Source organism: Salibaculum sp. (genome assembly GCF_035270045.1).
In the GTDB taxonomy this organism is placed as follows: Bacteria; Pseudomonadota; Alphaproteobacteria; order Rhodobacterales; family Rhodobacteraceae; genus Salibaculum.
In genome coordinates this window covers 19,302-43,392 of record NZ_DATFIP010000038.1, presented here as the reverse complement: position 1 = coordinate 43,392, position 24,091 = coordinate 19,302, and the positions used below count along the sequence as shown (strand labels likewise).

Annotated in this window: 22 protein-coding genes; 9 read left to right on the top strand and 13 right to left on the bottom strand. The window is 66.5% G+C overall.

Annotated elements, in window-relative coordinates:
* The first annotated feature begins 53 nt into the window (after positions 1-53).
* The 3 genes from VJ897_RS06380 to VJ897_RS06370 all read left to right on the top strand — a co-directional run bounded on the left by VJ897_RS06380 (position 54) and on the right by VJ897_RS06370 (position 3,341).
* On the top strand, positions 54-2,036 hold the full coding sequence (locus VJ897_RS06380) for a heme lyase CcmF/NrfE family subunit (RefSeq protein WP_324054320.1): 1,983 nt from the start codon (positions 54-56) through the stop codon (positions 2,034-2,036).
* Entirely contained in the window at positions 2,033-2,479 is a 447-nt protein-coding gene (locus tag VJ897_RS06375; RefSeq protein WP_324054318.1) for a cytochrome c-type biogenesis protein, read from the top strand. The genes VJ897_RS06380 and VJ897_RS06375 overlap by 4 nt, the downstream gene beginning before the upstream one ends.
* An 85-nt stretch (positions 2,480-2,564) precedes the next feature.
* On the top strand, positions 2,565-3,341 hold the full coding sequence (locus tag VJ897_RS06370; RefSeq protein WP_324054316.1) for an enoyl-CoA hydratase-related protein: 777 nt from the start codon (positions 2,565-2,567) through the stop codon (positions 3,339-3,341).
* Positions 3,342-3,432: 91 nt separating this feature from the next.
* Here the strand turns inward: VJ897_RS06370 and gltA are convergent, their stop codons facing one another.
* Positions 3,433-4,728, bottom strand: a complete 1,296-nt coding sequence (gene gltA, locus VJ897_RS06365; protein WP_324054314.1) for a citrate synthase — start codon at positions 4,726-4,728, stop codon at positions 3,433-3,435.
* A gap of 94 nt (positions 4,729-4,822) precedes the next feature.
* A complete protein-coding gene (gltX, locus tag VJ897_RS06360; protein ID WP_324054313.1) occupies positions 4,823-6,238 on the bottom strand; it encodes a glutamate--tRNA ligase in 1,416 nt (471 codons plus the stop codon).
* An 86-nt stretch (positions 6,239-6,324) separates the two neighbouring features.
* Here gltX and VJ897_RS06355 point away from each other — a divergent pair, with 86 nt between their 5' ends.
* On the top strand, positions 6,325-8,397 hold the full coding sequence (locus VJ897_RS06355) for a ComEC/Rec2 family competence protein (protein WP_324054311.1): 2,073 nt from the start codon (positions 6,325-6,327) through the stop codon (positions 8,395-8,397).
* Between the two features lie 104 nt (positions 8,398-8,501).
* Here the strand turns inward: VJ897_RS06355 and lexA are convergent, their stop codons facing one another.
* The 4 genes from lexA to trpC all read right to left on the bottom strand — a co-directional run bounded on the left by lexA (position 8,502) and on the right by trpC (position 11,746).
* Positions 8,502-9,215, bottom strand: a complete 714-nt coding sequence (lexA, locus tag VJ897_RS06350) for a transcriptional repressor LexA (RefSeq protein ID WP_324054309.1) — start codon at positions 9,213-9,215, stop codon at positions 8,502-8,504.
* Positions 9,216-9,294: 79 nt separating this feature from the next.
* On the bottom strand, positions 9,295-10,464 hold the full coding sequence (locus VJ897_RS06345; protein WP_324054308.1) for a molybdopterin molybdotransferase MoeA: 1,170 nt from the start codon (positions 10,462-10,464) through the stop codon (positions 9,295-9,297).
* A complete protein-coding gene (gene moaC / locus VJ897_RS06340) occupies positions 10,461-10,940 on the bottom strand; it encodes a cyclic pyranopterin monophosphate synthase MoaC (protein ID WP_324054306.1) in 480 nt (159 codons plus the stop codon). Before moaC ends, VJ897_RS06345 begins: the two co-directional genes overlap by 4 nt.
* Positions 10,937-11,746, bottom strand: a complete 810-nt coding sequence (gene trpC / locus VJ897_RS06335; RefSeq protein WP_324054304.1) for an indole-3-glycerol phosphate synthase TrpC — start codon at positions 11,744-11,746, stop codon at positions 10,937-10,939. Before trpC ends, moaC begins: the two co-directional genes overlap by 4 nt.
* Positions 11,747-11,993: 247 nt before the next feature.
* Between trpC and VJ897_RS06330 the strand changes: the two genes are divergently transcribed.
* Genes VJ897_RS06330 through VJ897_RS06315 form a run of 4 tightly spaced genes read left to right on the top strand, consistent with a single transcriptional unit; the run spans position 11,994 to position 15,922 of the window.
* Positions 11,994-13,418, top strand: coding sequence for a circularly permuted type 2 ATP-grasp protein (locus VJ897_RS06330; protein ID WP_324054302.1), 1,425 nt, complete (start codon positions 11,994-11,996; stop codon positions 13,416-13,418).
* A gap of 4 nt (positions 13,419-13,422) precedes the next feature.
* The gene (locus VJ897_RS06325) at positions 13,423-14,364 is read left to right on the top strand and encodes an alpha-E domain-containing protein (protein WP_324054300.1); all 942 of its coding nucleotides are present in this window, start codon (positions 13,423-13,425) and stop codon (positions 14,362-14,364) included.
* Positions 14,365-14,367: 3 nt separating this feature from the next.
* On the top strand, positions 14,368-15,165 hold the full coding sequence (locus VJ897_RS06320) for a transglutaminase family protein (protein WP_324054299.1): 798 nt from the start codon (positions 14,368-14,370) through the stop codon (positions 15,163-15,165).
* A 10-nt stretch (positions 15,166-15,175) separates the two neighbouring features.
* Positions 15,176-15,922 (top strand): proteasome-type protease, encoded by a 747-nt coding sequence (locus VJ897_RS06315; protein WP_324054297.1) that lies wholly within the window; start codon positions 15,176-15,178, stop codon positions 15,920-15,922.
* A 15-nt stretch (positions 15,923-15,937) separates the two neighbouring features.
* Here the strand turns inward: VJ897_RS06315 and VJ897_RS06310 are convergent, their stop codons facing one another.
* The 5 genes from VJ897_RS06310 to VJ897_RS06290 all read right to left on the bottom strand — a co-directional run bounded on the left by VJ897_RS06310 (position 15,938) and on the right by VJ897_RS06290 (position 20,352).
* On the bottom strand, positions 15,938-16,705 hold the full coding sequence (locus VJ897_RS06310) for an ABC transporter permease (protein ID WP_324054295.1): 768 nt from the start codon (positions 16,703-16,705) through the stop codon (positions 15,938-15,940).
* Positions 16,702-17,496 (bottom strand): ABC transporter ATP-binding protein, encoded by a 795-nt coding sequence (locus VJ897_RS06305; RefSeq protein ID WP_324054293.1) that lies wholly within the window; start codon positions 17,494-17,496, stop codon positions 16,702-16,704. Before VJ897_RS06305 ends, VJ897_RS06310 begins: the two co-directional genes overlap by 4 nt.
* A gap of 50 nt (positions 17,497-17,546) precedes the next feature.
* Positions 17,547-18,551, bottom strand: coding sequence for an ABC transporter substrate-binding protein (locus VJ897_RS06300; protein WP_414706686.1), 1,005 nt, complete (start codon positions 18,549-18,551; stop codon positions 17,547-17,549).
* Positions 18,552-18,757: 206 nt separating this feature from the next.
* Positions 18,758-19,774 (bottom strand): anthranilate phosphoribosyltransferase, encoded by a 1,017-nt coding sequence (gene trpD, locus VJ897_RS06295; protein ID WP_324054289.1) that lies wholly within the window; start codon positions 19,772-19,774, stop codon positions 18,758-18,760.
* Entirely contained in the window at positions 19,771-20,352 is a 582-nt protein-coding gene (locus VJ897_RS06290; RefSeq protein WP_324054288.1) for an anthranilate synthase component II, read from the bottom strand. Before VJ897_RS06290 ends, trpD begins: the two co-directional genes overlap by 4 nt.
* A gap of 181 nt (positions 20,353-20,533) precedes the next feature.
* Between VJ897_RS06290 and VJ897_RS06285 the strand changes: the two genes are divergently transcribed.
* Positions 20,534-22,003 carry a divergent polysaccharide deacteylase family protein gene (locus VJ897_RS06285; protein ID WP_324054286.1) on the top strand — a complete coding sequence of 490 codons (1,470 nt, stop codon included), beginning with the start codon at positions 20,534-20,536 and terminating at the stop codon, positions 22,001-22,003.
* 60 nt (positions 22,004-22,063) lie between these two features.
* On the opposite strand, the gene VJ897_RS06280 is transcribed toward VJ897_RS06285, so the two are convergent.
* Positions 22,064-22,429, bottom strand: a complete 366-nt coding sequence (locus VJ897_RS06280; RefSeq protein ID WP_324054284.1) for a DUF983 domain-containing protein — start codon at positions 22,427-22,429, stop codon at positions 22,064-22,066.
* Between the two features lie 148 nt (positions 22,430-22,577).
* Positions 22,578-24,089 (bottom strand): anthranilate synthase component I, encoded by a 1,512-nt coding sequence (gene trpE, locus VJ897_RS06275; RefSeq protein WP_324054282.1) that lies wholly within the window; start codon positions 24,087-24,089, stop codon positions 22,578-22,580.
* Positions 24,090-24,091: the final 2 nt, after the last annotated feature.

Sequence of the window (24,091 nt, the reverse complement as noted above, 5' to 3'; positions counted from 1 at the left end):
TTGACCGACGACTGGCTATGGCGCGGTGCGCCACAGGCATTATAGTGATCTCCATGATTACCGAGCTTGGACACTTCGCCCTGATTCTCGCCGCGCTGGTCGCGGTCTTTCAAACCGTCGTGCCACTGGTGGGTGCGCACAAGGGATGGCGCAGCTGGATGGCGCTGGGGGATCCCGCCGCGACGGTGCAGTTCATCCTCGTGGGCTTTTCCTTTGCCGCGCTGACCTATGCCTTCGTGGTCTCGGATTTCTCGCTGCGGCTGGTCTTCCTGAATTCGCATTCCGACAAGCCGATGCTCTACAAGATCACCGGCGTCTGGGGGAATCACGAAGGGTCGATGTTGCTCTGGGTGCTGACGCTCGCACTGTTCGGGGCCTGTGCCAGTTGGTTCGGATCGAACCTGCCGGCCTCTCTGCGCGCCCGGGTGCTCGGGGTTCAGGCGCTGGTCACGGTGGCCTTCTACGCCTTCATCCTGCTGACCTCCAATCCCTTCCTGCGGATGCAGGTGCCGCCCTTTGACGGGCAGGACCTCAACCCGCTGCTGCAAGACCCCGGTTTGGCCTTCCACCCGCCGTTCCTCTACCTCGGCTACGTGGGACTCTCGATGACCTTTTCCTTCGCCATCGCGGCCCTGCTGGAAGGCAAGGTGGACGCCGCCTGGGGCCGCTGGGTGCGACCCTGGACGCTGGCGGCCTGGTTGTTTCTGACCGTGGGTATCGCGCTGGGGTCCTGGTGGGCTTATTACGAACTGGGCTGGGGTGGCTTCTGGTTCTGGGACCCGGTGGAGAATGCCAGCTTCATGCCCTGGCTGCTGGCCGCGGCCCTGCTGCATTCGGCCATCGTGGTGGAAAAACGCGAGGCGCTGAAAGCCTGGACCATCCTGCTGGCGATCCTTGCCTTCGGTTTCTCGCTGCTGGGCACCTTCATCGTGCGGTCGGGCGTGCTGACCTCGGTGCATGCCTTTGCCAACGACCCCGAACGCGGGGTCTTCATCCTGATGATCTTCGGTGGTTTCGTGGGTGGAGCGCTCACGCTCTTTGCCGTGCGCGCGTCGGCGATGGAGGCCAAGGGCGTATTTTCCATGGTCAGCCGCGAAAGCGCGCTGGTGGCCAACAATGTGCTTCTGGCCGTCTCGGCCTTCGTGGTCTTCATCGGTACACTTTGGCCCGTCTTCGCGGAAATGGTTCTGGGGAGGGTGTTGTCGGTTGGCGCACCCTTCTTCAACGCCGCCTTCTCGCCCTTCTTCGTGGCGCTGTCGCTGATCCTTCCGGTGGGCGCGATGCTGGCCTGGAAACGCGGCAGCGTGAAGAAGGCGTTTACCCCGCTCTGGCCAGTGGCCGTTCTGGCCGTGGCCCTGGGCGCGTTGGCCTTTGCCATGCAGACCGGGCGCAGCGCGCTTGGCCCGGTTGGCGTCGCGCTCGGTGTCTGGGTCGTGGGTGGCGCTGCAACGGACCTGTGGCAGCGCACCGGACGGCAGGGGCTGACGACGCGGCTGGGCCGGTTGACGCGCCTGCCGCGGGCCGACTGGGGCAAGTTCGTGGCCCATAGCGGGATGGGTATCACCGTCTTCGCCGTGGCGGGCCTCATGGCTTGGGAGGATGAGGACATCCGCGTTGCCAATATCGGCGACCGTTGGCAGGTCGGAATCCACGAGGTCGAGCTGCTGGACGTCTACCGCGAGCAGGGTCCGAACTACGTGGCCACCAAGGCCGACATGGCCATCTATCGCAACGGGCGCGAGGTCGGCGTCGTCCACCCCGAAAAGCGCATCTACCCGGTGGCCGATATGCCCACGACCGAGGCGGGCATTCGAAACGGCGTGCTGCGCGACGTCTACCTGGTGATCGGCGATCCGCAGAACGCCGGGGGCTGGGCCGTGCGGACCTATATCAAGCCTTTCGCCAACTGGATATGGGGCGGTTCCATCCTCATGGCCATCGGGGGGCTGTTCAGCCTGTCTGACCGTCGCCTGCGCGTGGCCGCCGGTGCCACCAAGCGCAAGCCTTCCCCGACGGGCGGGGTCCCCGCGGAATGAGGCGCCTGGTCCTGATCCTGGTCCTGCTGGCGGCGCCCGCCTGGGCCGTTCAGCCCGACGAGGTGCTGGACGATCCGGCGCTGGAAGAGCGTGCGCGCGACCTGTCGGGCGGCCTGCGCTGCCCGGTCTGCCAGAACGAGAGCATCGACGAAAGCAACGCGGGAATCAGCAGCGACCTGCGCGTCCTGCTGCGCGACCGCCTGAAAGCTGGCGACAGCGACGAGGCGGCGGTGCAGTTCCTGGTGGATCGCTACGGCGAATACATCCTGCTCAGCCCCCCCAAGGAAGGGGCGAACCTTGTCCTGTGGCTGGCCGGGCCGATCCTGTTGCTGCTGGCTGCCGGTGTGGGGTATGCCAGCGTGCGGGCGCGTGCCGCGGCCAAGGCGCCCGAGGCACTGTCGGATGACGAACAGGCCCGGCTGGATGAAATCATGCGGTCCTGACGCAGGGTTTCGGGTTTTCGGACCCGCTCGGATCATTAGAGTGCCACCAGATCACGCGAAAGAGCACCGGGAAAGGGCACTTGGCATGGACTACCAGACGATCCGGCTGGAGATCGCGGACGGGGCAGCAACCCTGACGTTGAACCGGCCGCAGGTGATGAACGCGCTGAACACACAGATGCGGGCCGAGATCACCCACGCGGTCAAGGCCGCGGCGACCGAGGCGCGCGTTCTGGTGATGCGCGGGGCGGGCGAGGCCTTCTGTTCGGGGCAGGATCTGGGCGATGGGGGCAGCGCGGCCAACCTCGACCTGGAGCGTACCCTGCGCGACGAATACGTTCCCATGTTGCGCACCATTTTCGACTGTCCCGTTCCGACCATTGCCGCAGTTCACGGTGCCGCCGCCGGGGCCGGTGCCAACCTTGCGCTGGCCGCCGACGTTGTAATCGCCGCCGAAGAGGCGAGCTTCATCCAGGCCTTTACCCGCATCGGTCTGATCCCGGACGCGGGCGGGACCTATTGGCTGCCAAGGCAGATGGGTGCGGCCAAGGCCATGGGCGCAGCGCTCTTCGCCGACAAGATCAGCGGGCGCCAGGCCGCTGACTGGGGCATGATCTACGAAGCGGTCCCGGTGGCGCAGTTCGAGGATCACCTGGCCGGCCGCGTGGCGCACCTGGCAAAGGGTCCGACGCAGGCCTATCGTCACCTCAAGACCGCTATCCGCGAAAGCTCGGCGAACACGCTGGACGAACAGTTGCTTCTGGAGGCCCGGCTACAGGGTGAATGCGGCAAGACCCGCGACTTCAAGGAAGGCGTGCTGGCCTTCCTTGAAAAGCGCCCGGCGAATTACGAGGGGCGTTAGGGCCGCGCCAGGCCAGGGCGCGCCCCGAGGGTGGCAACGAAAAAAGGGCCGCCATCGCGGGCGGCCCTTTCGCATCGCCTGTCCCGAAGGATCAGCGGTTTTCGATATCCACGTAGTCGCGCAGGTCGGCGCCCTGGTAGAGTTGCCGCGGCCGGCCGATCTTCATCTGTGGATCGGACAGCTGTTCCTTCCACTGGCTGACCCAGCCGACGGTGCGCGACAGCGCGAAGATGGGCGTGAACATGGCGGTGGGAAAGCCCATGGCCTCGAGGATGATCCCGGAATAGAAATCCACGTTCGGGAAGAGCTTCTTCTCGGTGAAATAAGGATCGTCCAACGCGGCCTTTTCCAGTTCCTTGGCGACCTGAAGCGTCGGGTTGTCCTCGATGCCCAAGAGGTCGAGCACCTCGTCCGCAGACTGCTTCATGACCTTCGCGCGCGGGTCGAAGTTCTTGTAGACCCGGTGCCCGAAGCCCATCAGGCGGAAGGGGTCGTTCTTGTCCTTGGCCCGGGCGATATACTCGGGGATCTGGTCAGGCGTTCCGATTTCCTTGAGCATCTCCAGGCAGGCCTGGTTGGCCCCGCCATGGGCCGGCCCCCAAAGGCAGGCGATGCCGGCGGCGACACAGGCAAAGGGATTGGCGCCGGAACTGGACGCCAGCCGCACGGTCGAGGTCGAGGCGTTCTGCTCGTGGTCGGCATGCAGCGTGAATATCCGGTCCATGGCCCGCGCGAGGATCGGGTCGACGTGATATTCCTCGGCCGGGACCGAGAAGCACATGTGCAGGAAATTGGCCGCGTAATCGAGATCGTTGCGCGGATAGACGAAGGGCTGGCCCACGGAATACTTGTAGGCCATGGCCGCGATCGTCGGCATCTTGGCGATCAGCCGGAACGAGGCGATCTCGCGCTGGCGTTCGTCGGAAATGTCGGTGCTGTCGTGATAGAAGGCCGACATGGCGCCCACGACCCCGACCATCGTCGCCATCGGATGTGCATCGCGGCGGAAACCACGGAAGAAGTTGTGCATCTGCTCGTGGATCATGGTGTGGCGGGTGACCGTGGTCTCGAAATCCTCCAGTTCCTCGGCCTTGGGCAGATAGCCGTAAAGCAGCAGGAAACAGACCTCTAGGAAATGCGACTTGCCGGCCAGCTGGTCGATGGGATAGCCGCGGTGGGTCAGGACACCCGCGTCCCCGTCGATGTAGGTGATGGTGCTGTCGCACGAGGCGGTCGAGGTGAAACCCGGGTCATAGGTGAAGACCCCGGCCTGGCCATAGAGCTTGCGGATGTCCACGACATCCGGTCCGGCGGTGGGCGAGTGCACGGGCAGCTCGTAGTCTTTGCCGTCGATCGTCAGGGTCGCGGTCTTGGTGGTGTCGGCCATGGCGGTTTCCTTTGTTGCAAGGGCACGCCCGCAGGTCGGGCGTCGCGTTTTCACCGGACCGGCCTCGATATCCGTCGATCATGACGAAAAGGGTTCAGCCGGTCGCGTCCTCGAGGCGGGCGATGGTCTCCGCACGGCCCAGGACAAGCATCATGTCGAATACGCTGGGGGACACCGTCCGCCCGGCCAGTGCCGCCCTGAGCGGTCCGGCCAGCTTGCCGAGCTTGGTCTCGTGTGCCTGTGCCACTTCGCCCACGAGCGCCTCCAGCGCATCTCGCGTCCAGCTAGCAGTTTGCAGCTGCGGCGTCAATTCCAACAGTATACCACGGGATACATCATCAAGGGCCGCCGCGGCCTTTTCGTCGGGAACGATGGGGCGCGATGTGAGGCAAAAATGCGCTTTTTCAAGAAGTTCAGGGTAGGTCTTGGCCCGTTCCTTTAGGCTTGGCATGGCTTGCGACATCGCGTTCCGTTGCGGGCAGGTCAACTGTCCGGCCCCCGTTGCGGCAAGAAAGGCATCGAGGTCTTGCAGCAGCGCAGCATCCGACATCGCGGCGATGTGCTGGCCGCAGATATTGGCCAGCTTCTTGAAATCGAACCGGGCCGGGGCCTTGTTGATCCCATCCAGATCGAACCACGCCTGGGCCTGGTCATCGGTGAAGAATTCATCGTCGCCATGGGCCCAGCCAAGCCGCGCGAGATAGTTGCGCATGCCGGCAGCCGGGTAGCCCATGTCGCGGTATTCGGCCACGCCGGTCGCCCCGTGGCGTTTCGAGAGTTTCTTGCCGTCGGGCCCGAAGATCAGCGGGATATGCGCGTAGACGGGCAGGGGCCAGCCCATGGCCGCGTAGATCGTCATCTGGCGCGCGGCATTGTTCAGGTGGTCGTCGCCCCGGATCACGTGGGTCACGCCCATGTCGTGGTCGTCGACCACAACCGCCAGCATGTAGGTCGGGCTGCCGTCCGAGCGCAGGATCACCATGTCGTCCAGCTGGTCGTTGCGGATGGTGACCCGGCCCTGGACCTGGTCGTCGATCACCGTTTCGCCACTTTGCGGTGCCTTGACGCGGATCACGTAGGGACCGTCAGGATGAGTGGCCGGGTCCGCGTCGCGCCAGGGCGAGCGGTAGAGGGTGGAGTTTCCGGCCGCGCGCGCCGCGTCGCGAAAGGCCTGGATCTCCTCTTGCGTGGCAAAGCACTTGTAGGCCTGGCCCTTGGCCAGCATCTCGCGGGCGACCTCGGCATGGCGCGCGGCGCGGGCGTGCTGGCTGTAGGGCGCCTCGTCGTGGTCGAGGCCCAGCCAATCCAGGCCCCGCAGGATCGCCTCGGTCGCTTCGGGGGTGGAGCGCGCGCGGTCCGTGTCCTCGATGCGCAGCAGGAACTTGCCGCCCCGGCCACGGGCGTAAAGCCAGTTGAACAGCGCCGTGCGCGCGGTCCCGATGTGCATCTCGCCGGTGGGCGAAGGGGCAATGCGTGTGACAACCTGTCCGGTGGCGCTGTGCTCTGCCATTCCTGTCAACCTTTCCCGTTAACCTTTCGCTAACCATGGGGTCGTAGCGTCAGCGGGGGCATACTCGGGCTGAAGGGCGGGGACAAGTGCGCCTTCTGACTTGGCTGGATCGCGGGCTGCTGGGGCAGCAGGGGCATCTTTTCGGATGGGTTCCGGTGTTCTTCGGCGCGGGGATCGCGCTCTATTTCGGGTTGCGGGTCGAGCCGGCCGTGGCGGTTTACGGGGGAGTTGCGCTTGCCACCCTGGTCTGCGTGCTGGTGCGGCGCTGGTTGCCCGACGGTCTGCGGGTGCTGCCCATGGCCGCGGCGCTGGTTCTGGCCGGCCTGGTCGTCGCCGGGGTCCGAGCCCACGCCGTGGCCGAACCCGTGCTGGACTTTCGCTATTACGGCCCCATCGAGGGCCGCGTGGTCGAGATCGACCGATCGGCCAGCGATGCGCGACGCCTGATGCTGGATAGCGTGGTGCTGCGCAACATGTCGCCCGCCCGGACACCCGCCCGCGTCCGCGTCTCTCTGCACGGACGGCAGGGTTTCCTGGACCCGGCCCCGGGGCAGACAGTGATCCTGACCGGGCATCTTTCGCCGCCCGCCGGCCCGGTGGAACCGGGTGGTTTCGACTTCCGCCGCATGGCCTGGTTCGAGAAGCTCGGCGCGGTGGGCTATACCCGAACACCGGTGCTGCTGGCCCGCGCCGCCGACGCGGAATCGGCGGGGCTGGCGATCTACCGCCTGCGGGTCGCGATCTCGGCCTGGGTTCAAGAGGCCTTGCCCGACGAGCGCGGCGCCTTTGCCGCGGCCATCATGACCGGCGACCGGTCGGCCATCGGGCAGGACGTGATCGAGGATTTGCGCGCGGCAAACCTGGCGCACCTGCTGGCCATATCCGGTTTGCACATGGGCCTGCTCACAGGCTTCGTCTTCTCGGTGATCCGCCACGCGCTGCTGCTCTGGCCCGGGTTCACCCTGCGCCGCCCGGCCAAGAAATACGCCGCAATGGGCGCGCTGCTGGTGGCGGCCGGCTACTACGCGATGTCGGGCGGTAACGTGGCAACGGAACGGGCCTTCATCATGGTTGGCGTGATGCTGGTCGCCGTCATGCTGGACCGGCGTGCGCTGACCCTGCGTGCTGTCGCCATCGCGGCCATGATCGTGCTGGTGCTGCGGCCCGAAGCATTGTCCGGACCGGGGTTCCAGATGTCCTTTGCCGCCACCGCGGCGCTTGTCGCCGTCTTCGGGTGGCTGCGCCGCGTCGACATGGACCGGCTCCCGAGGCGACTGCGCCCGGTGCTGGGGGTCGTGCTGTCCTCGCTGGTGGCGGGTCTGGCGACGGCGCCCTTCGCTGCGGCACATTTCAACCAGGTGTCGCACTATGGGCTCCTGGCCAACGTGCTGGCGGTGCCGGTGATGGGCACGGTGGTGATGCCGGCGGCGGTCCTGGCCGTGGTCCTGGCACCGATTGGACTGTCCGTGGTTGGGCTCTGGGTGATGGGGCTGGGCATCCGCTGGATCCTCGTGGTGGCCGATCGGGTTGCCGGGCTGGAGGGGGCGGTCGGTCATGTTCACAGCCCCGCGCCGCCGGTGCTGGGGCTGATGGCGGTTGGGGCGCTTGTGGTGATCCTCTGGCAGGGGCACGGGCGACTGGCCGGGCTGGCTCCGATGGTGCTTGCCGGACTGGTTTGGGCCGGAACCGAGCGTCCCGCGCTGCTGGTGGCCGACAGCGGGACGTTGGTGGGGGTCATGGGTCCTGAGGGGCGGGCCCTGTCCAAGCCACGCGGCGACGGTTTCGCGGCGCGCGCCTGGCTGGAAAACGACGGCGCGCCAGTCGCGCAGGCGCAGGCCCATGAACGGCCGGGAATGCGGATCGCCAGCCGCCGCCAGGAGATGCAGATCGGCGCAACCAGTGTTGTCGCGGTGCGCGGCAAGATGGCGCTGGCCGAAGTCGCGGACTGCGACGGGGCCGCGATCCTGGTGTCGAACCAGCGGGTCGGGCCGGGCCGGGACTGCACCGTGCTGGACATTGCGCGCCTTCGCGATGTTGGCGCGGTGGCCGGCTATTTGCGCAACGAGGCGCTGGAGCTGGTCAGCGTGCGGGACCGCAGCGGCGACCGGCTCTGGACAAGCGCAAGGGCCCGGAATGCTACCCTTCCGGCTTGGCGATAACGCGGACAAGGGGGGCAAACGGTCGGGATGGGCGGGGCAGTGCCACGTCCCGCCCCATCATCGCGGACGGGTTGCCGCCTGGGGCAGCGCGATCCCCCGCCGGCTCAGTAGGTGCGGATCAGGCCCACCAGCCGCCCCTGGACCTTGACCTGGTCATCACGGAACAGCCGGGTTTCATAGGCCGGGTTCGCGGCTTCGAGAGCGATGGTGCTGCCGGAGCGGCGAAAGCGTTTCAGCGTCGCCTCGGCATCCTCCACCAGCGCGACAACGATATCGCCGGTATCGGCGGTGGCGGTCTCACGGATGATCACGACGTCCCCGTCATTGATGCCGGCGTCGATCATCGAGTCGCCCTTGACCTCGAGCGCGTAATGCTCGCCCGCGCCGATCATGCTGTGCGGGACAGCCACATTGTGCGACACCTCGGAAATGGCCGCGATCGGCACACCGGCGGCGATCCGGCCCATGACGGGCAGATCGATCGCGCCCGCGGCCTCGACCGTCATGGCATTGGCAGGGATGTCCTTGCGCGCTTGTCCGGGGCCGCTGTCAGGCTGGTCGCCCTCGATCACGCGCGGCGAAAATCCCGTCTTCTGTTCCAGCGACTCGGGCAGCTTGATGATTTCCAGCGCCCGGGCGCGATGCGCTAGCCGGCGAACGAAGCCACGCTCTTCCAGGGCCGTGATCAGGCGGTGGATCCCGGATTTGGAGCGCAGGTCGAGCGCCTCTTTCATCTCGTCAAAGGAAGGTGGAACCCCGTCACGCTGCACGCGCGCATGGATGAAGGCCAAGAGATCAAGCTGCTTTCTGGTGAGCATGGGGTCCTCCGTGCCGGGCCGGATGTGACCCGTTTCGGGATGTTCTACTGGTGTTCCCCTTTTGTGTCAAGCTGTTCCCTTACAGTGCAAGCACCGGTACGGTTGCGCCCGATGGCCGCCCCGGGTCGTTCGGAGGCTGGATGATCAGGCAGTCAGCCTCGCTGAGCACCGACAGAAGCGAGCTGTCCTGGGTATCGAAGGGCGTAACGCCCGCCTGCGTGGTGCGCGCGCGGAGGTAATGCTGGCGGGGGCCGTTGGCGGGCAGGGGCGCGGCGAGCGTGCGCGGTTCCGGCGTTGTGACGACGGTGCGCTGCCCGAGCATCGCGCGGACCACCGGCGCCACGAAGACATGCCCGCAGACCATGGCCGAGACCGGGTTGCCGGGCAGACCCACCAGGGCGGCCGATCCCAGCCTACCCGCCATCAGCGGCTTGCCCGGCCGCATGGCCACCTTGTAGAAGGCGCGTTCCATTCCGCGGTCGGCCAGCGCCGGACCGACAAGGTCGTGATCCCCGACCGAGGCTCCGCCGATGGTCAGGATCAGATCCGCCCCCTCGGCCAGGTCGAAAATCGCCTGAAGCGAGGCCAGCGTGTCACGCGCGATGGGCAACAGGCGGGCCTCGGCCCCGAGCGCCTCGACAAGCGCGGCCAATCCGTAGCTGTTGGAGGCGATGATCTGGTCCGGCCCCGGGTCCTCGCCGGGCTGAACCAACTCGTCGCCGGTGGCGATGATCGCCACCTCGGGCCGGCGTGTGACCGGGGCAGCCGCGATGTTCATCGCCGCCATCAGCGCCACGTCCGACGGGGTCAGAACGCGGGGCGCGTCCAGGGTATCTCCGGCCCGGAAATCGGCCCCCATGGCGCGCACGTGCGGGCCGTGGCCAAGCGTCTCGGACAGGGTTATCGTGGTGCCGTCGCGCACCGTGTCCTCCTGGATGACCACGCGGGTTGCACCCTCGGGCATGGGGGCACCGGTGAAGATGCGCAACGCCTCGCCTGGGCCGACCGCACCGGCATAGCCATGCCCTGCCGCCGCCTCGCCGATCACCCGGTACTGATCGCCCGGCGCGCCTTCGCCGGCGATGGCATAGCCGTCCATGGCCGAGGCGGAAAAGGGCGGCTGGTCGCGCCGGGCTGTCACCGGCCGCGCCAGCGTGCGGCCGGAAGCGGCGCGCAGCGGCACGTCTTCGACCTCCAGAGGCGCGGCCAGCGCCAGCAGCTTTTCAAGGGCCTCATCGACGGTGATCATGCCTCGAACCGACCCGATTTGCCGCCATCCTTGAGCGTGACGCGGATACCACCGATTTCCATGTTCTTCTGCACGGCCTTGAGCATGTCATAGACCGTCAGCGCGGCGGTCGAGACCGCTGTCAGCGCTTCCATTTCCACCCCGGTCTGGCCGGTGGTCTTGACGATGGCGGTGATGCGCACGCCGGGCAGGTCCGCGTCTGCGGCAAGCTCCAGCGCCACCTTGGTGACGGGCAGGGGGTGACACAGCGGGATCAGGTCGGCGGTCCTCTTGGCGCCCTGTATGCCGGCGATCCGGGCGATGCCCAGAACATCGCCCTTCTTTGCCGTTCCGGCGGTCACGTGGGAGAGGGTGTCGGCGGACATGCGCACATGCCCCTCGGCGGTGGCGACGCGGGCGGTTTCGGGCTTGTCGGAGACATCGACCATGTGCGCCTGGCCGTCGGCGTCGAAATGGCTCAGCTTGCCGCTCCTCATGCCATGCTCCCGGGAACCAGCGGATCGGCCAGGATCGCGCGGGTGGCGGCGGCAACGTCGTGCTGCCGCATCAGGCTTTCGCCGATCAGGAAGCTGCGCGCCCCGAAGCGGGCCATCTCGGCCAGGTCGGCGGGGCGTGTCAGCCCGCTTTCGCAGACGATCATGCGGTCGGGCGGCACGAATTTCGACAGCGAGCGGGTGGTGTCCAGCGTGACCTCGAAGGTCTTGAGGTTGCGGTTGTTGATGCCCATCAAGGGGGAATTCAGGGCACAGGCACGGTCCAGTTCGGCGCGGTCGTGCACCTCGAGCAGGACGTCCATGTTCAGGTCGAAAGCCGCCGACTCCAGCTCTGCCGCCTGAGCGTCCGAGACCGAGGCGAGGATGACAAGGATGCAATCGGCGCCAAGTGCGCGCGCCTCGGTGACCTGGTAGGGATCGTACATGAAGTCCTTGCGCAGGGCGGGCAGGTTGGTGGCCGCGCGCGCCTGGGTCAGGAAATCATCCGCGCCCTGGAAGCTTGGCGTATCCGTCAGCACCGAAAGGCAGGCCGCGCCGCCGTCTTCGTAGGCCCGGGCCAGCGCGGGCGGGTCGAAATCCGCGCGGATCAGACCCTTGGAGGGGCTGGCCTTCTTGATTTCTGCAATCAGCCCGTAGCCGGTCTTGCCCGCCTGCACGAGGGCCTCGGCGAATCCGCGCGTCGGCCCGGCCTCCTTGGCGGCGGCCTCGAGCGTGGAGAGCGGTGTTTCGGCCTTGCGCGCGGCGATCTCGTCGAGCTTGTAGGCCTTGATCCTGTCGAGAATATCCATGGAGACTGGTTAGCGTGGGCGGGACGCGATGACAATTGTGCGGTTGCCGCAAGCCGGAATGGGCACCGCCCCCGGGATGCATCCGGCCCGGTGACGCGCCCGGCAGTCGCCCGTTTGCAGAGGCGGAACCGTGCAGAACGCCCAAAAAACGCGCAAAGTTGCGGTGCCCCTGCCGAATGCGGACCTCCAGGCTGGCCATTGTGCCGTTATGCGATCCTAATCAACCGGTACGTCCGAAAGGTTGGGGATGGAGAAAACACCGAACTTCGATGAGATGTGGGGCAGCGACGCGCGGTTGAGAGCGCCCTATCAGCAGTTTCACGACTGGCTGACCGGAGAGGAACCGAGGCGATTGCGCGCCAAGCAGCGCGAGGCGGAAGAGCTTTTCCGGCTGACCGGTATCACCTTCAACGTCTATGGACGGTCCGAGGCCGAGGAACGGCTTATCCCTTTCGACATCATCCCGCGGATCATTTCCGATCGGGAGTGGGCCCGCGTTACCCGGGGCATCGAGCAGCGCGTGCGCGCGATCAACGCCTTTCTCCACGACATCTACCACGGGCAGGAGATCCTCAAGGCCGGGCGTATCCCGAAAGAGATGATCAGCCGCAACCCGGCCTTCGAGCCGCGCATGATCGGTGTTTCGCCCCCGGGCGGAATATACACCCATATCGTCGGCACCGACCTGGTGCGGACCGGCCCGGATGACTTCTTCGTGCTGGAAGACAATGCCCGCACGCCCAGCGGTGTCAGCTACATGCTTGAGAACCGTGAAACCATGATGCAGATGTTTCCCGAGCTGTTCTCTCACAACCGGGTACGGGACGTGCAGAGCTATCCGGCCGATCTGCGTCGGTCGCTGTCCGCCTGCGCCCCCGATGCGACCGACGGAAAACCCGTCGTCGCCGTGCTGACACCCGGCATCTACAATTCGGCATTCTACGAGCACGCCTTCCTGGCCGACCAGATGAGCGTGGACCTGGTCGAAGGCCATGACCTGCGGGTCGTGGACGGTCGCGTTGCGATGCGCACGATCCATGGCTACAAGCCGATCGACGTCCTGTATCGCCGGGTGGACGACGATTTCCTCGATCCGTTGAACTTCAACCCCGACAGCCAGCTGGGCGTTCCGGGGATCATGGATGTCTACCGCGCGGGCGGGATCACCATTGCCAACGCGCCCGGCACCGGGATCGCCGACGACAAGGCGATCTACAGCTACATGCCCGAGATCGTGGAATTCTATACCGGCGAGCGTCCGATCCTGAAGGACGTGCCGACCTGGCGATGTTCCGAGACCGAGCATCTGGCCTACGTGCTGGACAACCTTGAAGACCTGGTCGTCAAGGAGGTGCACGGCTCGGGCGGTTACGGCATGCTGATCGGGCCCACCGCCACCAGGAAGGATCTCGCCGCCTTCCGCCGCAAGCTCAAGGCACGGCCCGCCAACTACATCGCCCAGCCGACGCTGAGCCTGTCCACGGTCCCCATCCTCGCCCGGCAGGGCATGGCGCCGCGGCACGTGGACCTGCGCCCCTTCGTCCTGGTCAGCCCGGGCGGGATCAAGGTCACATCCGGCGGCCTGACGCGGGTCGCGCTCAAGAATGGGTCGATGGTGGTGAATTCCAGCCAGGGCGGCGGCACCAAGGACACCTGGGTGCTGGAGGACTGACGCGATGCTCGGAAAGACCGCCAATGGCCTTTACTGGATGTACCGGTCGTTCGAGCGCGCCGAGAACACGGCGCGCCTGATCGAAACCGGCCAGCGTATCGCCCTGACCCGCCTGGAGTCGGGCGAGGAGGAATGGCGATCCGTGCTGCAATCGGCGGGCAGCCTGGTGCAGTTCGAGACGGCCCGGGGCGCGCTGAACAAGGAGGCCGCGATCGACTGGTTGCTGCGCGACCGCGCCAACCCGTCATCGGTTCTGTCCTCGATCGAGGCGGCCCGGCAGAATGCCAGGCTTGTCCGCACGGCGCTGACGCACGAGGTCTGGGAAGCCACCAATGCGGCCTACATGAGCGCCCGCGAGGTCCTGGCGCGCAAGGTGGCCGAGCGTGATCTTCCGGGTGTTCTGGGCACCATGCGCCAGCGCGCCGCCTTGGTGCGCGGCATGACCCACGGCACGATGCTGCGCAACGACATCTACAACTTCGCCCGGCTGGGGACCTTCCTTGAACGGGCCGACAACACTGCGCGCATCCTCGACGTCAAGTACTACGTGCTGCTGCCCTCGGCCAGCGCGGTGGGGACCTCGCTCGACAACGTGCAGTGGGAAACGATCCTGCGCTCGGTCTCCGCGCGCGGCGGATTTCGCATGGAATACGGCGCTGGCGCTGGCCCGCGCGAGATCGCGCAATTCCTGATCCTCGACAAGCGGATGCCCAGGTCTCTGGCCTTTTGCGTGGGCAAGCTGAGCGACAACCTGCGCTACCTGCAAAGACGGTCGATGCGCCCCGGCCCGGCCCAGACGAAGGCCCTGCACATCGAGCGGACCTACCTGAGCCATGACATCGACGCGGTGTTCGAGTTCGGACTGCACGAGTATATCCAGAAGGTTCTTTGGCTGCTGACCGAGCTGTCGGGCCAGATCGAAACCGATTTCCGGTTCCACGAGTAGACCATGCGCCTGACCATTCGCCACCAGACCAGCTACCACTTCGAGACCCCGGTGAAATACGGGCTGCAACAGGTCCGCAAGACGCCCAAATCCTCGCACCAGCAATCGGTGCTGTTCTGGCGGACCCATGTCACCGGCGGCCGGCGCGAGCTGGGCTTCGAGGACGAGCACATGAATACCGTCGAGTTGATAAGCTATGCCCGAGAGGCGCGGAACCTGGTCCTTGTCAGCGAGGGCGAGGTCGAATTGACCGCCAATGACGGCATTCTCGGGCGCCATCGCGGCGTCGCTCCGCTCTGGCTCTATCAGCAGGTCACGGCGCGGACGAGGGCGGGCGAGGGGGTGCGGGGCATCCTGCGCGACACGCCCGAGGCCGACCCGCTGGACCGGCTTCATGTGCTGGCCGGTATCATCCGGGACAGGGTCGCCTTCCGCGTCGGCGCCTCGGAGCCCGATTGGGGCGCGGAAGAGGCAATCGCCAAGGGCCAGGGGGTTTGCCAGGATCACACGCACATCTTCCTGAGCTGCGCGCGCGAACTGGGCTATCCCGCGCGGTACGTTTCGGGTTACCTCATGCTGAACGACCGCACCGCGCAAGAGGCCATGCACGCCTGGGCCGAGGCCCATGTCGCGGGGCTGGGCTGGGTCGGATTCGACGTGTCCAACGGCATTTCCCCTGATACACGCTACGTGCGCGTGGCCACGGGGCGGGACTATGCCGAGGCGGCCCCGGTCTCGGGCACACGCATCGGCGGCACGGGTGAAACCCTGTCGGTCGCGATAGACGTGGTGCAGCAGTAGGAATAGCTCGATGACGTATTGCGTGGGCATGATGCTCGACCGTGGTCTGGTCTTCATGTCCGATACCCGGACGAATGCAGGGCTCGACAACATCTCGACCTTTCGGAAGATGTCGATCTGGCAAACCCCCGGCGACCGGTCGATCACGCTGATGTCCGCTGGCAACCTCGCGACCACGCAGGCCGTCGTGAGCCTGCTGGACGAGCGCAGCAAGAGGCGCCGGGACCGCGCGCCGTCGCTGCTGGGGGTCGACTCCATGTTCCAGGCAGCGCGCATGGTGGCCGACACCCTGCGCGAGGTGATCGCGAACCATGCCGACAGCGGCCAGCGCGCCGACAGCACCTTCGATGCGACCCTGGTCCTTGGCGGCCAGGTCAAGGGCGGCCCGCACCGGCTTTTCCTGATCTACCCCGAGGGCAATTTCATCGAGGCCGACGAGGACACCCCCTTCTTCCAGGTCGGGGAAACGAAATACGGTCGGCCGATCCTGTTGCGGGCCTACGACCCGGCCATGAGCTTCGAGGCGGCGATGAAACTGCTGCTGGTCAGTTTCGATTCAACGCTCAAGGCCAACCTGACCGTCGGCGCGCCGTTCGATTTTCATTGCTACGAAAAAGACAGCCTTGAAACCGGCCCGACCGGGCGCGTCGCGGGCGACGATCCCTATTTCCAACTGGTGTCCCACGGATGGGGGCAAGCCCTGCGCGAGGCATTGGACATGCTGCCGGATTTCACCCTTCATCCCGCCCCGAAGTAGAGGGGCGGGGCCGGGCTAATGCGGCTGACGCTCCGCCCAGCCGGCAAATATCTTCTCAAGTGCCACCACGACGTAATAGAGCACGATGCCCAGCAGGGCGAGCGCGATGAGCACCGCGAACATCAGCGGGTAATCGGAATTCGTCTTGCCGCTGTCGAACAGCGCGCCCAGCCCCCGGCCATGCGGGCTGACGATTTCCATCAGGTTGGTCCCGATGAAGGCCAGCGTGACCGATACCTTGAGCGCGCCGAAGAACTCGGGAAGGGTCTTGGGCAAAGCGATCTTGCGGAAGATCATCGTCTGGGAGGCCCCCAGCGCGCGCAGGATGTCGCGGTATTCGGGCTCCAGCGTGGACAGGCCGATCGAGACCGAGACCGCGATCGGGAAAAACGAGATCATGAAGGCGATCAGGACCGTGTTGAAGTCGTGCGCGCCGACGAACATCAGCGCGACGATGGGCACGACGGTCGCCTTGGGAATGGCATTGAACCCCACCAGCAACGGGTAGAGCGCATCGCGCATGGTGCGCGAGAAGCCCATGATCATGCCAAGCAGGGTGCCGACCACGATGGCCAGCAACAGGCCCAGCACGGTCCGCCAGAGCGTCTGCCAGCCCATGACGAGGAACAGGTCCCAGTATTGCTGGAAGGCGGGTATCAGGTCGCTGGGCGAGGCCATCTTGTAGTTGGGCCAGCCCATCACCCAGACCAGCGCCTCCCACAGGAGGAGGAACACGACGATGGCCAGGGTCGGAACAACCACCTTTCGCAGGGTCGGATTCATGATGCCTCCTCCGGGGTGGCCCGGCCCTGTGCAATCTCGATCTGGTGTCTGAGGATCGTCAGCCGCTCTGCGGCCTCGGCGGTATAGAGGTCGTCCAGGGTCGGTTTCGCGATCTGCGGGATCTCCATCACGTATTGCGTTCGTGCGGGCCGGCCAGACAGAACGACCACCTGGTCGCCAAGGAAGATCGCCTCGCGCAGGTCATGCGTGATGAGAACGGCGGTGAAGGGCTCTCTCTCCTTCACCTCGTGCATGGTTTGCCACAGGTCCTCGCGGGTGAAGGCATCGAGCGCCCCGAAGGGTTCGTCCAGGATCAGGACTTCCGGTTGATGGACCAGCGCCCGGCACAGCGAGGCGCGCTGGCGCATCCCGCCGGAGAGTTCCGAGGGCCGCTTGTCCTCGAAGCCATCGAGCCCCACCAGGGACAGCAGATAGCGCGCGCGGTCCTTCGCGGCCGCGCCCTTGAGGCCATCCGGCACGATCTCCAGTGGCAGCATGACGTTCTGCAGGATCGTTCGCCATTCCAGAAGCACGGGGTTCTGAAAGGCCATGCCGACGGTCGACCGGGGGGCCTTGACCAGCTCGCCATGCAGCCAGACCTCGCCCTCGTCGGGGTGCATCAGGCCGGCAATCAGGCGGGTGAGGGTCGATTTCCCGCACCCGGACGGGCCGACGACGGCGCAGAAGCCGCCCTCGTTCACGGTCACTTCGAGACCATCCAGAACAGGCAGGGGGCCCGAGGCCGTTTCATAGGCGTGCCGGACGCCCTTGATCTTGATAAGCGGGGACATGGAAGACTTTTCAAAGGCGCGGGGGCAGGACACCCCCGCGCGTGTTTGCGTTATTCGAGCGCGAACCCGCCCTCGGGCAGGTAGGCATCCGTGAAATACAGGGCCGCGTCAGGCTCACCCTCGAAGTCGTAGACCATCTTGACCTGTTCGATCGCGGCGGCCATGCGGTCGTCGTCGATCATGCCCATGCCATTGGCCGTGGTGTAATCGGTGACGACATTGGCGTCGATCGACAGTTCCAGGCGGCGCTGTTCGAGATCGGCATCTGCGGCCGGGTTGCGCGCGATCAGGGCCGGCATCACCGAGGCGGGATCCGCGATCGCGTCTTTCCAGCCCATGGCCACGGCCTCCAGGAAACCGCTGATGATCTCGGGGTTTGCCTCGGCGAAATCCGTGTTGACGATGATCGCGTTGCCGTAAAGCTCGAGCCCGTAGTCGGCCATCAGCAGGGTCGTGATGTCCTCTTCGGGCACCCCGAGACGCACGAGATTGAGGTAGGAGCTGAACGAAAAGCCCGTGATCGCCGCCACGTTGCCGTCGGCGAGCATGGGCTCGCGCGTCGGAAAGCCCACCGGCTCGACCGTGATCGCGTCCATGTCCAGGTCGTTCTGCGTAGCGAATATCGGGAATTGCGCCCAGGCGCCGTCCGGCGGCGGTGCCCCGAGGACCTTTCCTTCCAGATCGGAGGGCTCCGAGATGCCCAGGGATTCGCGGCCGATCACCGCGAAGGGGGGCTTGTCGTAGATCATCATCACCGCGGTGACCGGTGCGCCGGGGTTCTGGTCGAGGAAGCGGATCAGGCTGTTGATGTCCGCGAACCCCACCGGAAAGGCACCCGTGGCGACCTTCGGAATGGCGTCCAGCGACCCGGTGCCCGCCGCGATCTCGACGCTCAACCCGTTCTCGGCGAAGTGGCCATTGTCGATGGCCGCGAAATAGGGTGCTGCGGGACCTTCGAATTTCCAGTCCAACGCGAATGGCACGTCGGTCATGTGCCCTTCTGCATGGGCCGCTGTGACCGATAGCGCCGCGGCCGCGGCAAGCTGAGCAATCATCTTCATGAGATATCCCCTGTGAGTTGCAGTTGTTTTGATGTGCAGAGAAACCCATGGAACAGGCGAAATGTCGCCCCCGGTTGGCCCGATGCACCCATGCTTTCCCGGCATTTTCACCGATGATGCACAAAAAACGGGCGTCACGCCACCGTTTTGAGAATTTTCTGACCGGGCCGGGCCGCTGCACCGCCGCGAAAGGCCGCGAGTCAGCCGGATTGGCTGATGCGGGCCAGGGTTTCGACGGCGCGCCGGGCGGCGCCGCTGTCGATGCTCTCGCGGGCCTGCTCGGCTCCGTCGCGCAGGCTGTCGGCCTTGCCCGCCACCAGCAGCGCCGCGGCCGCATTCAGAAGGACGGAATCGCGATAAGCACCCGTTTCGCCCGCCAGCAGGGCGCGGAAGGCCGTGGCGTTTTCCTCGGGCGTGCCGCCGAGGATCGACTCGAAGGGATGCACCGGCAGGCCCGCGTCCTCGGGGTGGACCTCGCGTAGCGTGATCATGTCGCCCGACTGCGCGGCGACCCAGGACAGGCCCGTTATGGTCAACTCGTCGGTCCCGTCCGAGCCGTGAACCAACCAGCTTGCCTCGGAGCCGAGCACCTGCAGGGTCTGCGCCATGGGCTGGATCAAGTCGCGGCTGAAGGCCCCGGTCAACTGCCGCTTGACCCCCGCGGGGTTGGTCAGCGGGCCGAGGATGTTGAAGATCGTCCGCGTGCCCAGCTCCATCCGGGTGGGCATGACATGCTTGATCGCCGGGTGGTGCATGGGCGCCATCATGAAGCCGATCCCGGCCTCGGCGATGGCCCTTTCGACCAGGTCTGCCCCGATCATGACCTCGATGCCCAGTTGCCCGAGCGCGTCGGCGGCGCCGGACTTCGACGACAGGTTGCGGTTGCCGTGCTTGGCCACGGGCACGCCCGCGCCGGCCACCACGAAGGCCGTGGCGGTGGAAATGTTGAGCGTGCCCTTGCCGTCGCCCCCTGTTCCGACGATGTCCATGGCCCCATCGGGGGCCCTGACCGGAACGCACCTGGCGCGCATGACGCTGGCAGCGGCGGCGTATTCGTCAATCACTTCGCCCCGGGTGCGCAGCGCCATGAGCAACCCGCCCATCTGGCTGGGGGTGGCGTCGCCCTCGAACAGGATGTCGAAGGCCGATTCAGCCTGGGCCCGGGTCAACGGACCCTCGGCGGCCGCGGCGATAAGGGGCTTTAGGGCGTCGCTCATGCCGGGGCTTTCATGGTATCGAGGAAGGCCTGCAACAGGGCGTGGCCGTGTTCGGAGGCGATGCTCTCGGGGTGGAACTGGACGCCGTGGATGGGCAGGCTTCGATGCTGCAGGCCCATGATCGTGCCGTCTTCCAGTTCGGCGGTGATCTCAAGGCCGTCGGGCAGGCTGTCGCGCGCGACCACCAGCGAATGGTAGCGCGTCGCCTCGAAGGGCGAGGGCAGGCCCGCAAAGAGGCCCTTTCCGGCGTGATGCACCCGGCCCATCTTGCCGTGGACGATCTCGTGACACCGCACGACCTTGCCGCCGAACGCCTCGCCTATGGTCTGGTGGCCCAGGCAGACCCCCAACAGCGGTGTCCCGGTCTCGGCGGCGGCCCTGGTCAGGGACAGGCAGATACCGGCCTGTGCCGGATCGCAGGGGCCCGGCGACAGCAGGATACCGGCGGGGTTCAGCGCCATGGCCTGCCGCACGTCCAGTGCATCGTTGCGATACACCTGCACATCCGCGCCCAGTTCGCCCAGGTAATGCACCAGGTTGTAGGTGAAACTGTCGTAGTTATCGATCAACAGAAGCATGTTTTCGCCACTCGTCAGGTGCGGCCCTTGGGGGCGGGTGAAATTCGGGGCTACCATCGCCCCGGCGAGGCACGGTAGAGTCCCGCCTAGATGGGCCGAAGCGACGGGCTGCGTCAAGGCCGTCGGCCGGTCCGTGGCCAGGGGAACAGGGGCCAAGGCAACACAAGGCAGGGGGCACAACGTGGCAAGGGGATTTCTATCGGGGATACTGGTGGGCGGTGTCGTATCGGTTCTGGGGCTGGGCACGGCGTCGCTGCTCGGTGAACAGCCCGCGGGCAACACCCCGCCAGAAGCCCCGCAGGTGGACGCGCCGGAAACGGCCATGACCGAGGCCCCCGAGGGCGCGGCGCCCTCGGTCTCGGGACCGGGCGAGGGGGATGGGCCGAGCCTTGGTCCCGCGCCCGAGGCCGAGGCGCCCCGGAGCATCCCCGCCACGGGGGCCGATACCCCGGCTGCCGATACGGCCCCCCCGGCCGTGCCGCGGGCCAGTGGCGTGGAGGGCGCGATGGGCTCGCCCAAGGTCGAGGGCGGCACCGCGCCGCAGGTCAGCGGCGACGACCCGGTCCTGCCGAACCCCCAGGCGCCGGCGCCGCAAACACCCGACGCCGAAAGCGACATCCGGCTGTCGACCGACCCCGGCCAGCCGCCCGCGCCGGTCGTCGTCGAAGACCCTGAAAACACGGAGGAAACCGCGACCGCGCCCCGGGTCGTGGAAGAGCCCGGGGACGCACCGATCCCGGTCGAGATCGTGGATCCCGATCAGAACGGGACATCACCGCCGGCCGACACCGTGCAGGATGAGCCCGTGCAGGGGGAAGATCCGCAACTGGCCCGGACCGGCACGCAGCCCGACCCGGACGAGAGCCCGCAATTCGAGATGCAGGGTGAGACCAACAGCCTGTTGGAGGACCGGGAGACCGGCGTGGCCGTCAACCGGCCCACCGGGGACGATCCCGCGCCCGAGGCCGAAGCGCGCCCCTTGCCGGCGTTGCAGGCCCATGCCGCCACCGCTCCCAATCCCGACGGCCTTCCGACCTTGGCGATCGTCCTGGTCGATGACGGCAGCATGGGGGCGGGCCCGGCGCTGGTCTCGGGGGTGCCCTTCCCGGTGACCGTGGCCATCGACCCGGCCGCCGAAGGCGCGCCGGAGCTGTTGGCGGCCTATCGCGCGAACGGGGTCGAGGCCGTGCTCCTCGCGCGGCTGCCCGAGGGCGCCACGCCCCAGGATGTCGAAGTCGCGCTGGAAGGGACCTTCGCGGAACTGCCCGAGACCGTCGCCCTGCTCGATCTCGACGGCGCATCGGGCGGCAACCGCGCCGCCACCGAACAGATGATGCAGATCCTGGCCGAGGACGGGCGCGGCTACCTGTCGATCAGCCAGGGGCTGAACACCGGGGCAAGGTTGGCCGAACGCGCCGGTGTCCCTGCCGCCACGATCTACCGCGATCTCGACGGCGAGGGGCAGGACGCCCAGGTGATCCGCCGCTTCGTCGACCAGGCCGCCTTTCGCGCGCGCCAGGACAGCGGCGTGGTGCTGTTGGGCCGGATGCGGCCCGACACGGTCACGGCGCTGATCAACTGGGGTAACGACAAGCGCGCGGCCCAGGTCGCGCAGGTGCCATTGTCGGCGGTGCTGACGGCAAAGGAGTGAGGGGCGCCGCGGGCCTTTCCGCACGCGCGGAACAGTCCGTCGCCGGAATGTCCGGGGGGCTCAAAATCCGTGAAGTCTGTTCGCCCACTGAAGGCCGATGAACAGGCCCTTGACGCGGGGGAGGAGGACCATCGCCAAACCCGTTGCAAGCACCATCATCGCCAGGGCGACCCACAGGGGGTCGGGCGCGAAATTGGAATAGATCACGGCGAACAGGGGAAAGACGAACGCGACGACCACCATGAGGGTAAAATAAGCAGGCCCATCATCGACACGCGCGTGATAAAGGTCCTGCCCGCAACAGTCGCATTTGTCCCTGACCTTGAGATAGCCGGCAAGGATCTTGCCTTTCCCGCAGTAAGGGCACGCCAGCCGGAACCCTCTGAGCATTGCTTTTCGGGTGTCGCGTTCCTCGTCTGGCTGCATGGTATTATCCGTTTTGCTCGTGTTCGTTCGGGGGCTGAAAGCGCGCGTTGTCGTGCGATTGCTGGTTTGTACGCCCCGTTGACGCCATCCGTCCAAGGGCCCGGATATCACGGGGTCGCGTGAATGCCGACCGGGCAAGGTCCGCCCGTCAGTTTCCGCCGCCTGACGTGAACCGGTGCGCCTCGGCCGCGGCGCGGCGGATGGCGCCCGACTTGTGGACCGTCTCCTGGTATTCGGCCTCCGGGTCGCTGTCGTGGACGACACCACCCCCGGCCTGGATGTAGAGGTTCTGGCCTTTCAACACGGCTGTCCGAAGGGCGATGCACATGTCCATGTCGCCGCCCGCGCTGAAGTATCCCACGCCGCCGCCGTAGATGCCGCGCTTTTCCGGCTCCAGTTCGTCGATGATCTCCATGGCGCGGACCTTGGGCGCACCGGACACGGTGCCCGCGGGCATCCCCGCGAAAAAGGCGGAAAGCGCGTCCTGCCCCTCGGCCAGGTCGCCCACCACGTTGGAGACGATGTGCATGACGTGGGAATAGCGTTCCACGATGAATTCCTCGGTCGGCCGGACCGTGCCCACCCTGGCCACGCGGCCCACGTCGTTGCGTCCGAGATCCAGCAGCATGAGATGTTCGGCAAGTTCCTTCTCGTCGGCGATCAGGTCGGCCTCGTTGGCCTTGTCCTGGGCGGGCGTTGCGCCGCGTGGCCTCGTGCCCGCGATGGGGCGGATCGTGACCTCGCCGTGCATGACGCGCACCAGGATCTCGGGGCTGGCCCCGATCACCTGGTAGCCGCCGAAATTGAAGAAGAACATGAAGGGCGATGGGTTCGTGCGCCGCAGCGAGCGGTAGAGCGAGAAAGGCGGTTCGCGGAAACTCTGGGTCCAGCGTTGGGCAGGCACGACCTGGAAGATGTCGCCGGCCTTGATGTAGTCCTTGGCCTTTTCCACGGCGGCCTTGTAGCCCTCGTGGGTGAAATTGCTGACCGCATCGCCCTCGGCCTCGGCATCGCCCAGGGTACGGACCTGTTCGGGCATGGGCCGGTCCAGAGCCCGTCGGGCATCCATGACCCGTTCGGCGGCCTGCGCATGGGCGGCCATGGCCGAAAGCCCCGAGTTTGCCCAGGCCGGAGCGACGAGGATGACGTCGCCCTTGACCCCGTCCAGAACGGCCACCACCGAGGGGCGCAGCATCACCGCGTCCGGCAGGCCCAGCGGATCGGGGTTCACGTCCGGCAGGTGCTCCACCAGTCGGATCATGTCGTAGCCCAGAAAGCCGAACAGGCCGGCACTGGCCGGGGGCAGGTCGGCGGGCAGGTCGATATGGCTTTCGGCCAACAGTGCGCGCAGGCTGTCGAGAGGCGCGTCCTCCAGCGCCTCGAAGGCAGTGTCGTCGAGGCGGGCCTGGCGGTTGATCCGGGCGGTCTCGCCGTGGCATTCCCAGATCAGGTCGGGGTTCATGCCGATGATCGAGTAGCGCCCGCGCACCTCGCCCCCCGTCACGCTTTCCAGCAGGAAGGCGTGTTTCCCGGCAGCGTTTAACCGCAGCATCAGCGAAACGGGGGTATCAAGGTCGGCAGCCAGCCGGGTGTAGACCAGTTGGTTCCTTCCGGCCTCGTAGCCGTCGCGGAAGACCTCGAATTCCGGGATCAGCGCCATGA

Excerpts from the sequence above, each read along its gene's own strand:
- VJ897_RS06320 (WP_324054299.1), top strand. The coding sequence starts at position 14,368 with ATGCGCCTGACCATTCGCCACCAGACCAGCTACCACTTCGAGACCCCG.
- VJ897_RS06315 (WP_324054297.1), top strand. The coding sequence starts at position 15,176 with ATGACGTATTGCGTGGGCATGATGCTCGACCGTGGTCTGGTCTTCATG.
- lexA (WP_324054309.1), bottom strand. The coding sequence starts at position 9,215 with ATGCTCACCAGAAAGCAGCTTGATCTCTTGGCCTTCATCCATGCGCGC.
- gltX (WP_324054313.1), bottom strand. The coding sequence starts at position 6,238 with ATGGCAGAGCACAGCGCCACCGGACAGGTTGTCACACGCATTGCCCCT.
- VJ897_RS06290 (WP_324054288.1), bottom strand. The coding sequence starts at position 20,352 with ATGCTTCTGTTGATCGATAACTACGACAGTTTCACCTACAACCTGGTG.
- VJ897_RS06300 (WP_414706686.1), bottom strand. The coding sequence starts at position 18,551 with ATGATTGCTCAGCTTGCCGCGGCCGCGGCGCTATCGGTCACAGCGGCC.
- VJ897_RS06380 (WP_324054320.1), top strand. The coding sequence starts at position 54 with ATGATTACCGAGCTTGGACACTTCGCCCTGATTCTCGCCGCGCTGGTC.
- VJ897_RS06305 (WP_324054293.1), bottom strand. The coding sequence starts at position 17,496 with ATGTCCCCGCTTATCAAGATCAAGGGCGTCCGGCACGCCTATGAAACG.
- trpD (WP_324054289.1), bottom strand. The coding sequence starts at position 19,774 with ATGAGCGACGCCCTAAAGCCCCTTATCGCCGCGGCCGCCGAGGGTCCG.
- VJ897_RS06345 (WP_324054308.1), bottom strand. The coding sequence starts at position 10,464 with ATGATCACCGTCGATGAGGCCCTTGAAAAGCTGCTGGCGCTGGCCGCG.
- VJ897_RS06280 (WP_324054284.1), bottom strand. The coding sequence starts at position 22,429 with ATGCAGCCAGACGAGGAACGCGACACCCGAAAAGCAATGCTCAGAGGG.
- trpC (WP_324054304.1), bottom strand. The coding sequence starts at position 11,746 with ATGGATATTCTCGACAGGATCAAGGCCTACAAGCTCGACGAGATCGCC.
- VJ897_RS06370 (WP_324054316.1), top strand. The coding sequence starts at position 2,565 with ATGGACTACCAGACGATCCGGCTGGAGATCGCGGACGGGGCAGCAACC.
- VJ897_RS06310 (WP_324054295.1), bottom strand. The coding sequence starts at position 16,705 with ATGAATCCGACCCTGCGAAAGGTGGTTGTTCCGACCCTGGCCATCGTC.
- gltA (WP_324054314.1), bottom strand. The coding sequence starts at position 4,728 with ATGGCCGACACCACCAAGACCGCGACCCTGACGATCGACGGCAAAGAC.
- VJ897_RS06330 (WP_324054302.1), top strand. The coding sequence starts at position 11,994 with ATGGAGAAAACACCGAACTTCGATGAGATGTGGGGCAGCGACGCGCGG.
- moaC (WP_324054306.1), bottom strand. The coding sequence starts at position 10,940 with ATGAGGAGCGGCAAGCTGAGCCATTTCGACGCCGACGGCCAGGCGCAC.
- trpE (WP_324054282.1), bottom strand. The coding sequence starts at position 24,089 with ATGGCGCTGATCCCGGAATTCGAGGTCTTCCGCGACGGCTACGAGGCC.
- VJ897_RS06375 (WP_324054318.1), top strand. The coding sequence starts at position 2,033 with ATGAGGCGCCTGGTCCTGATCCTGGTCCTGCTGGCGGCGCCCGCCTGG.
- VJ897_RS06325 (WP_324054300.1), top strand. The coding sequence starts at position 13,423 with ATGCTCGGAAAGACCGCCAATGGCCTTTACTGGATGTACCGGTCGTTC.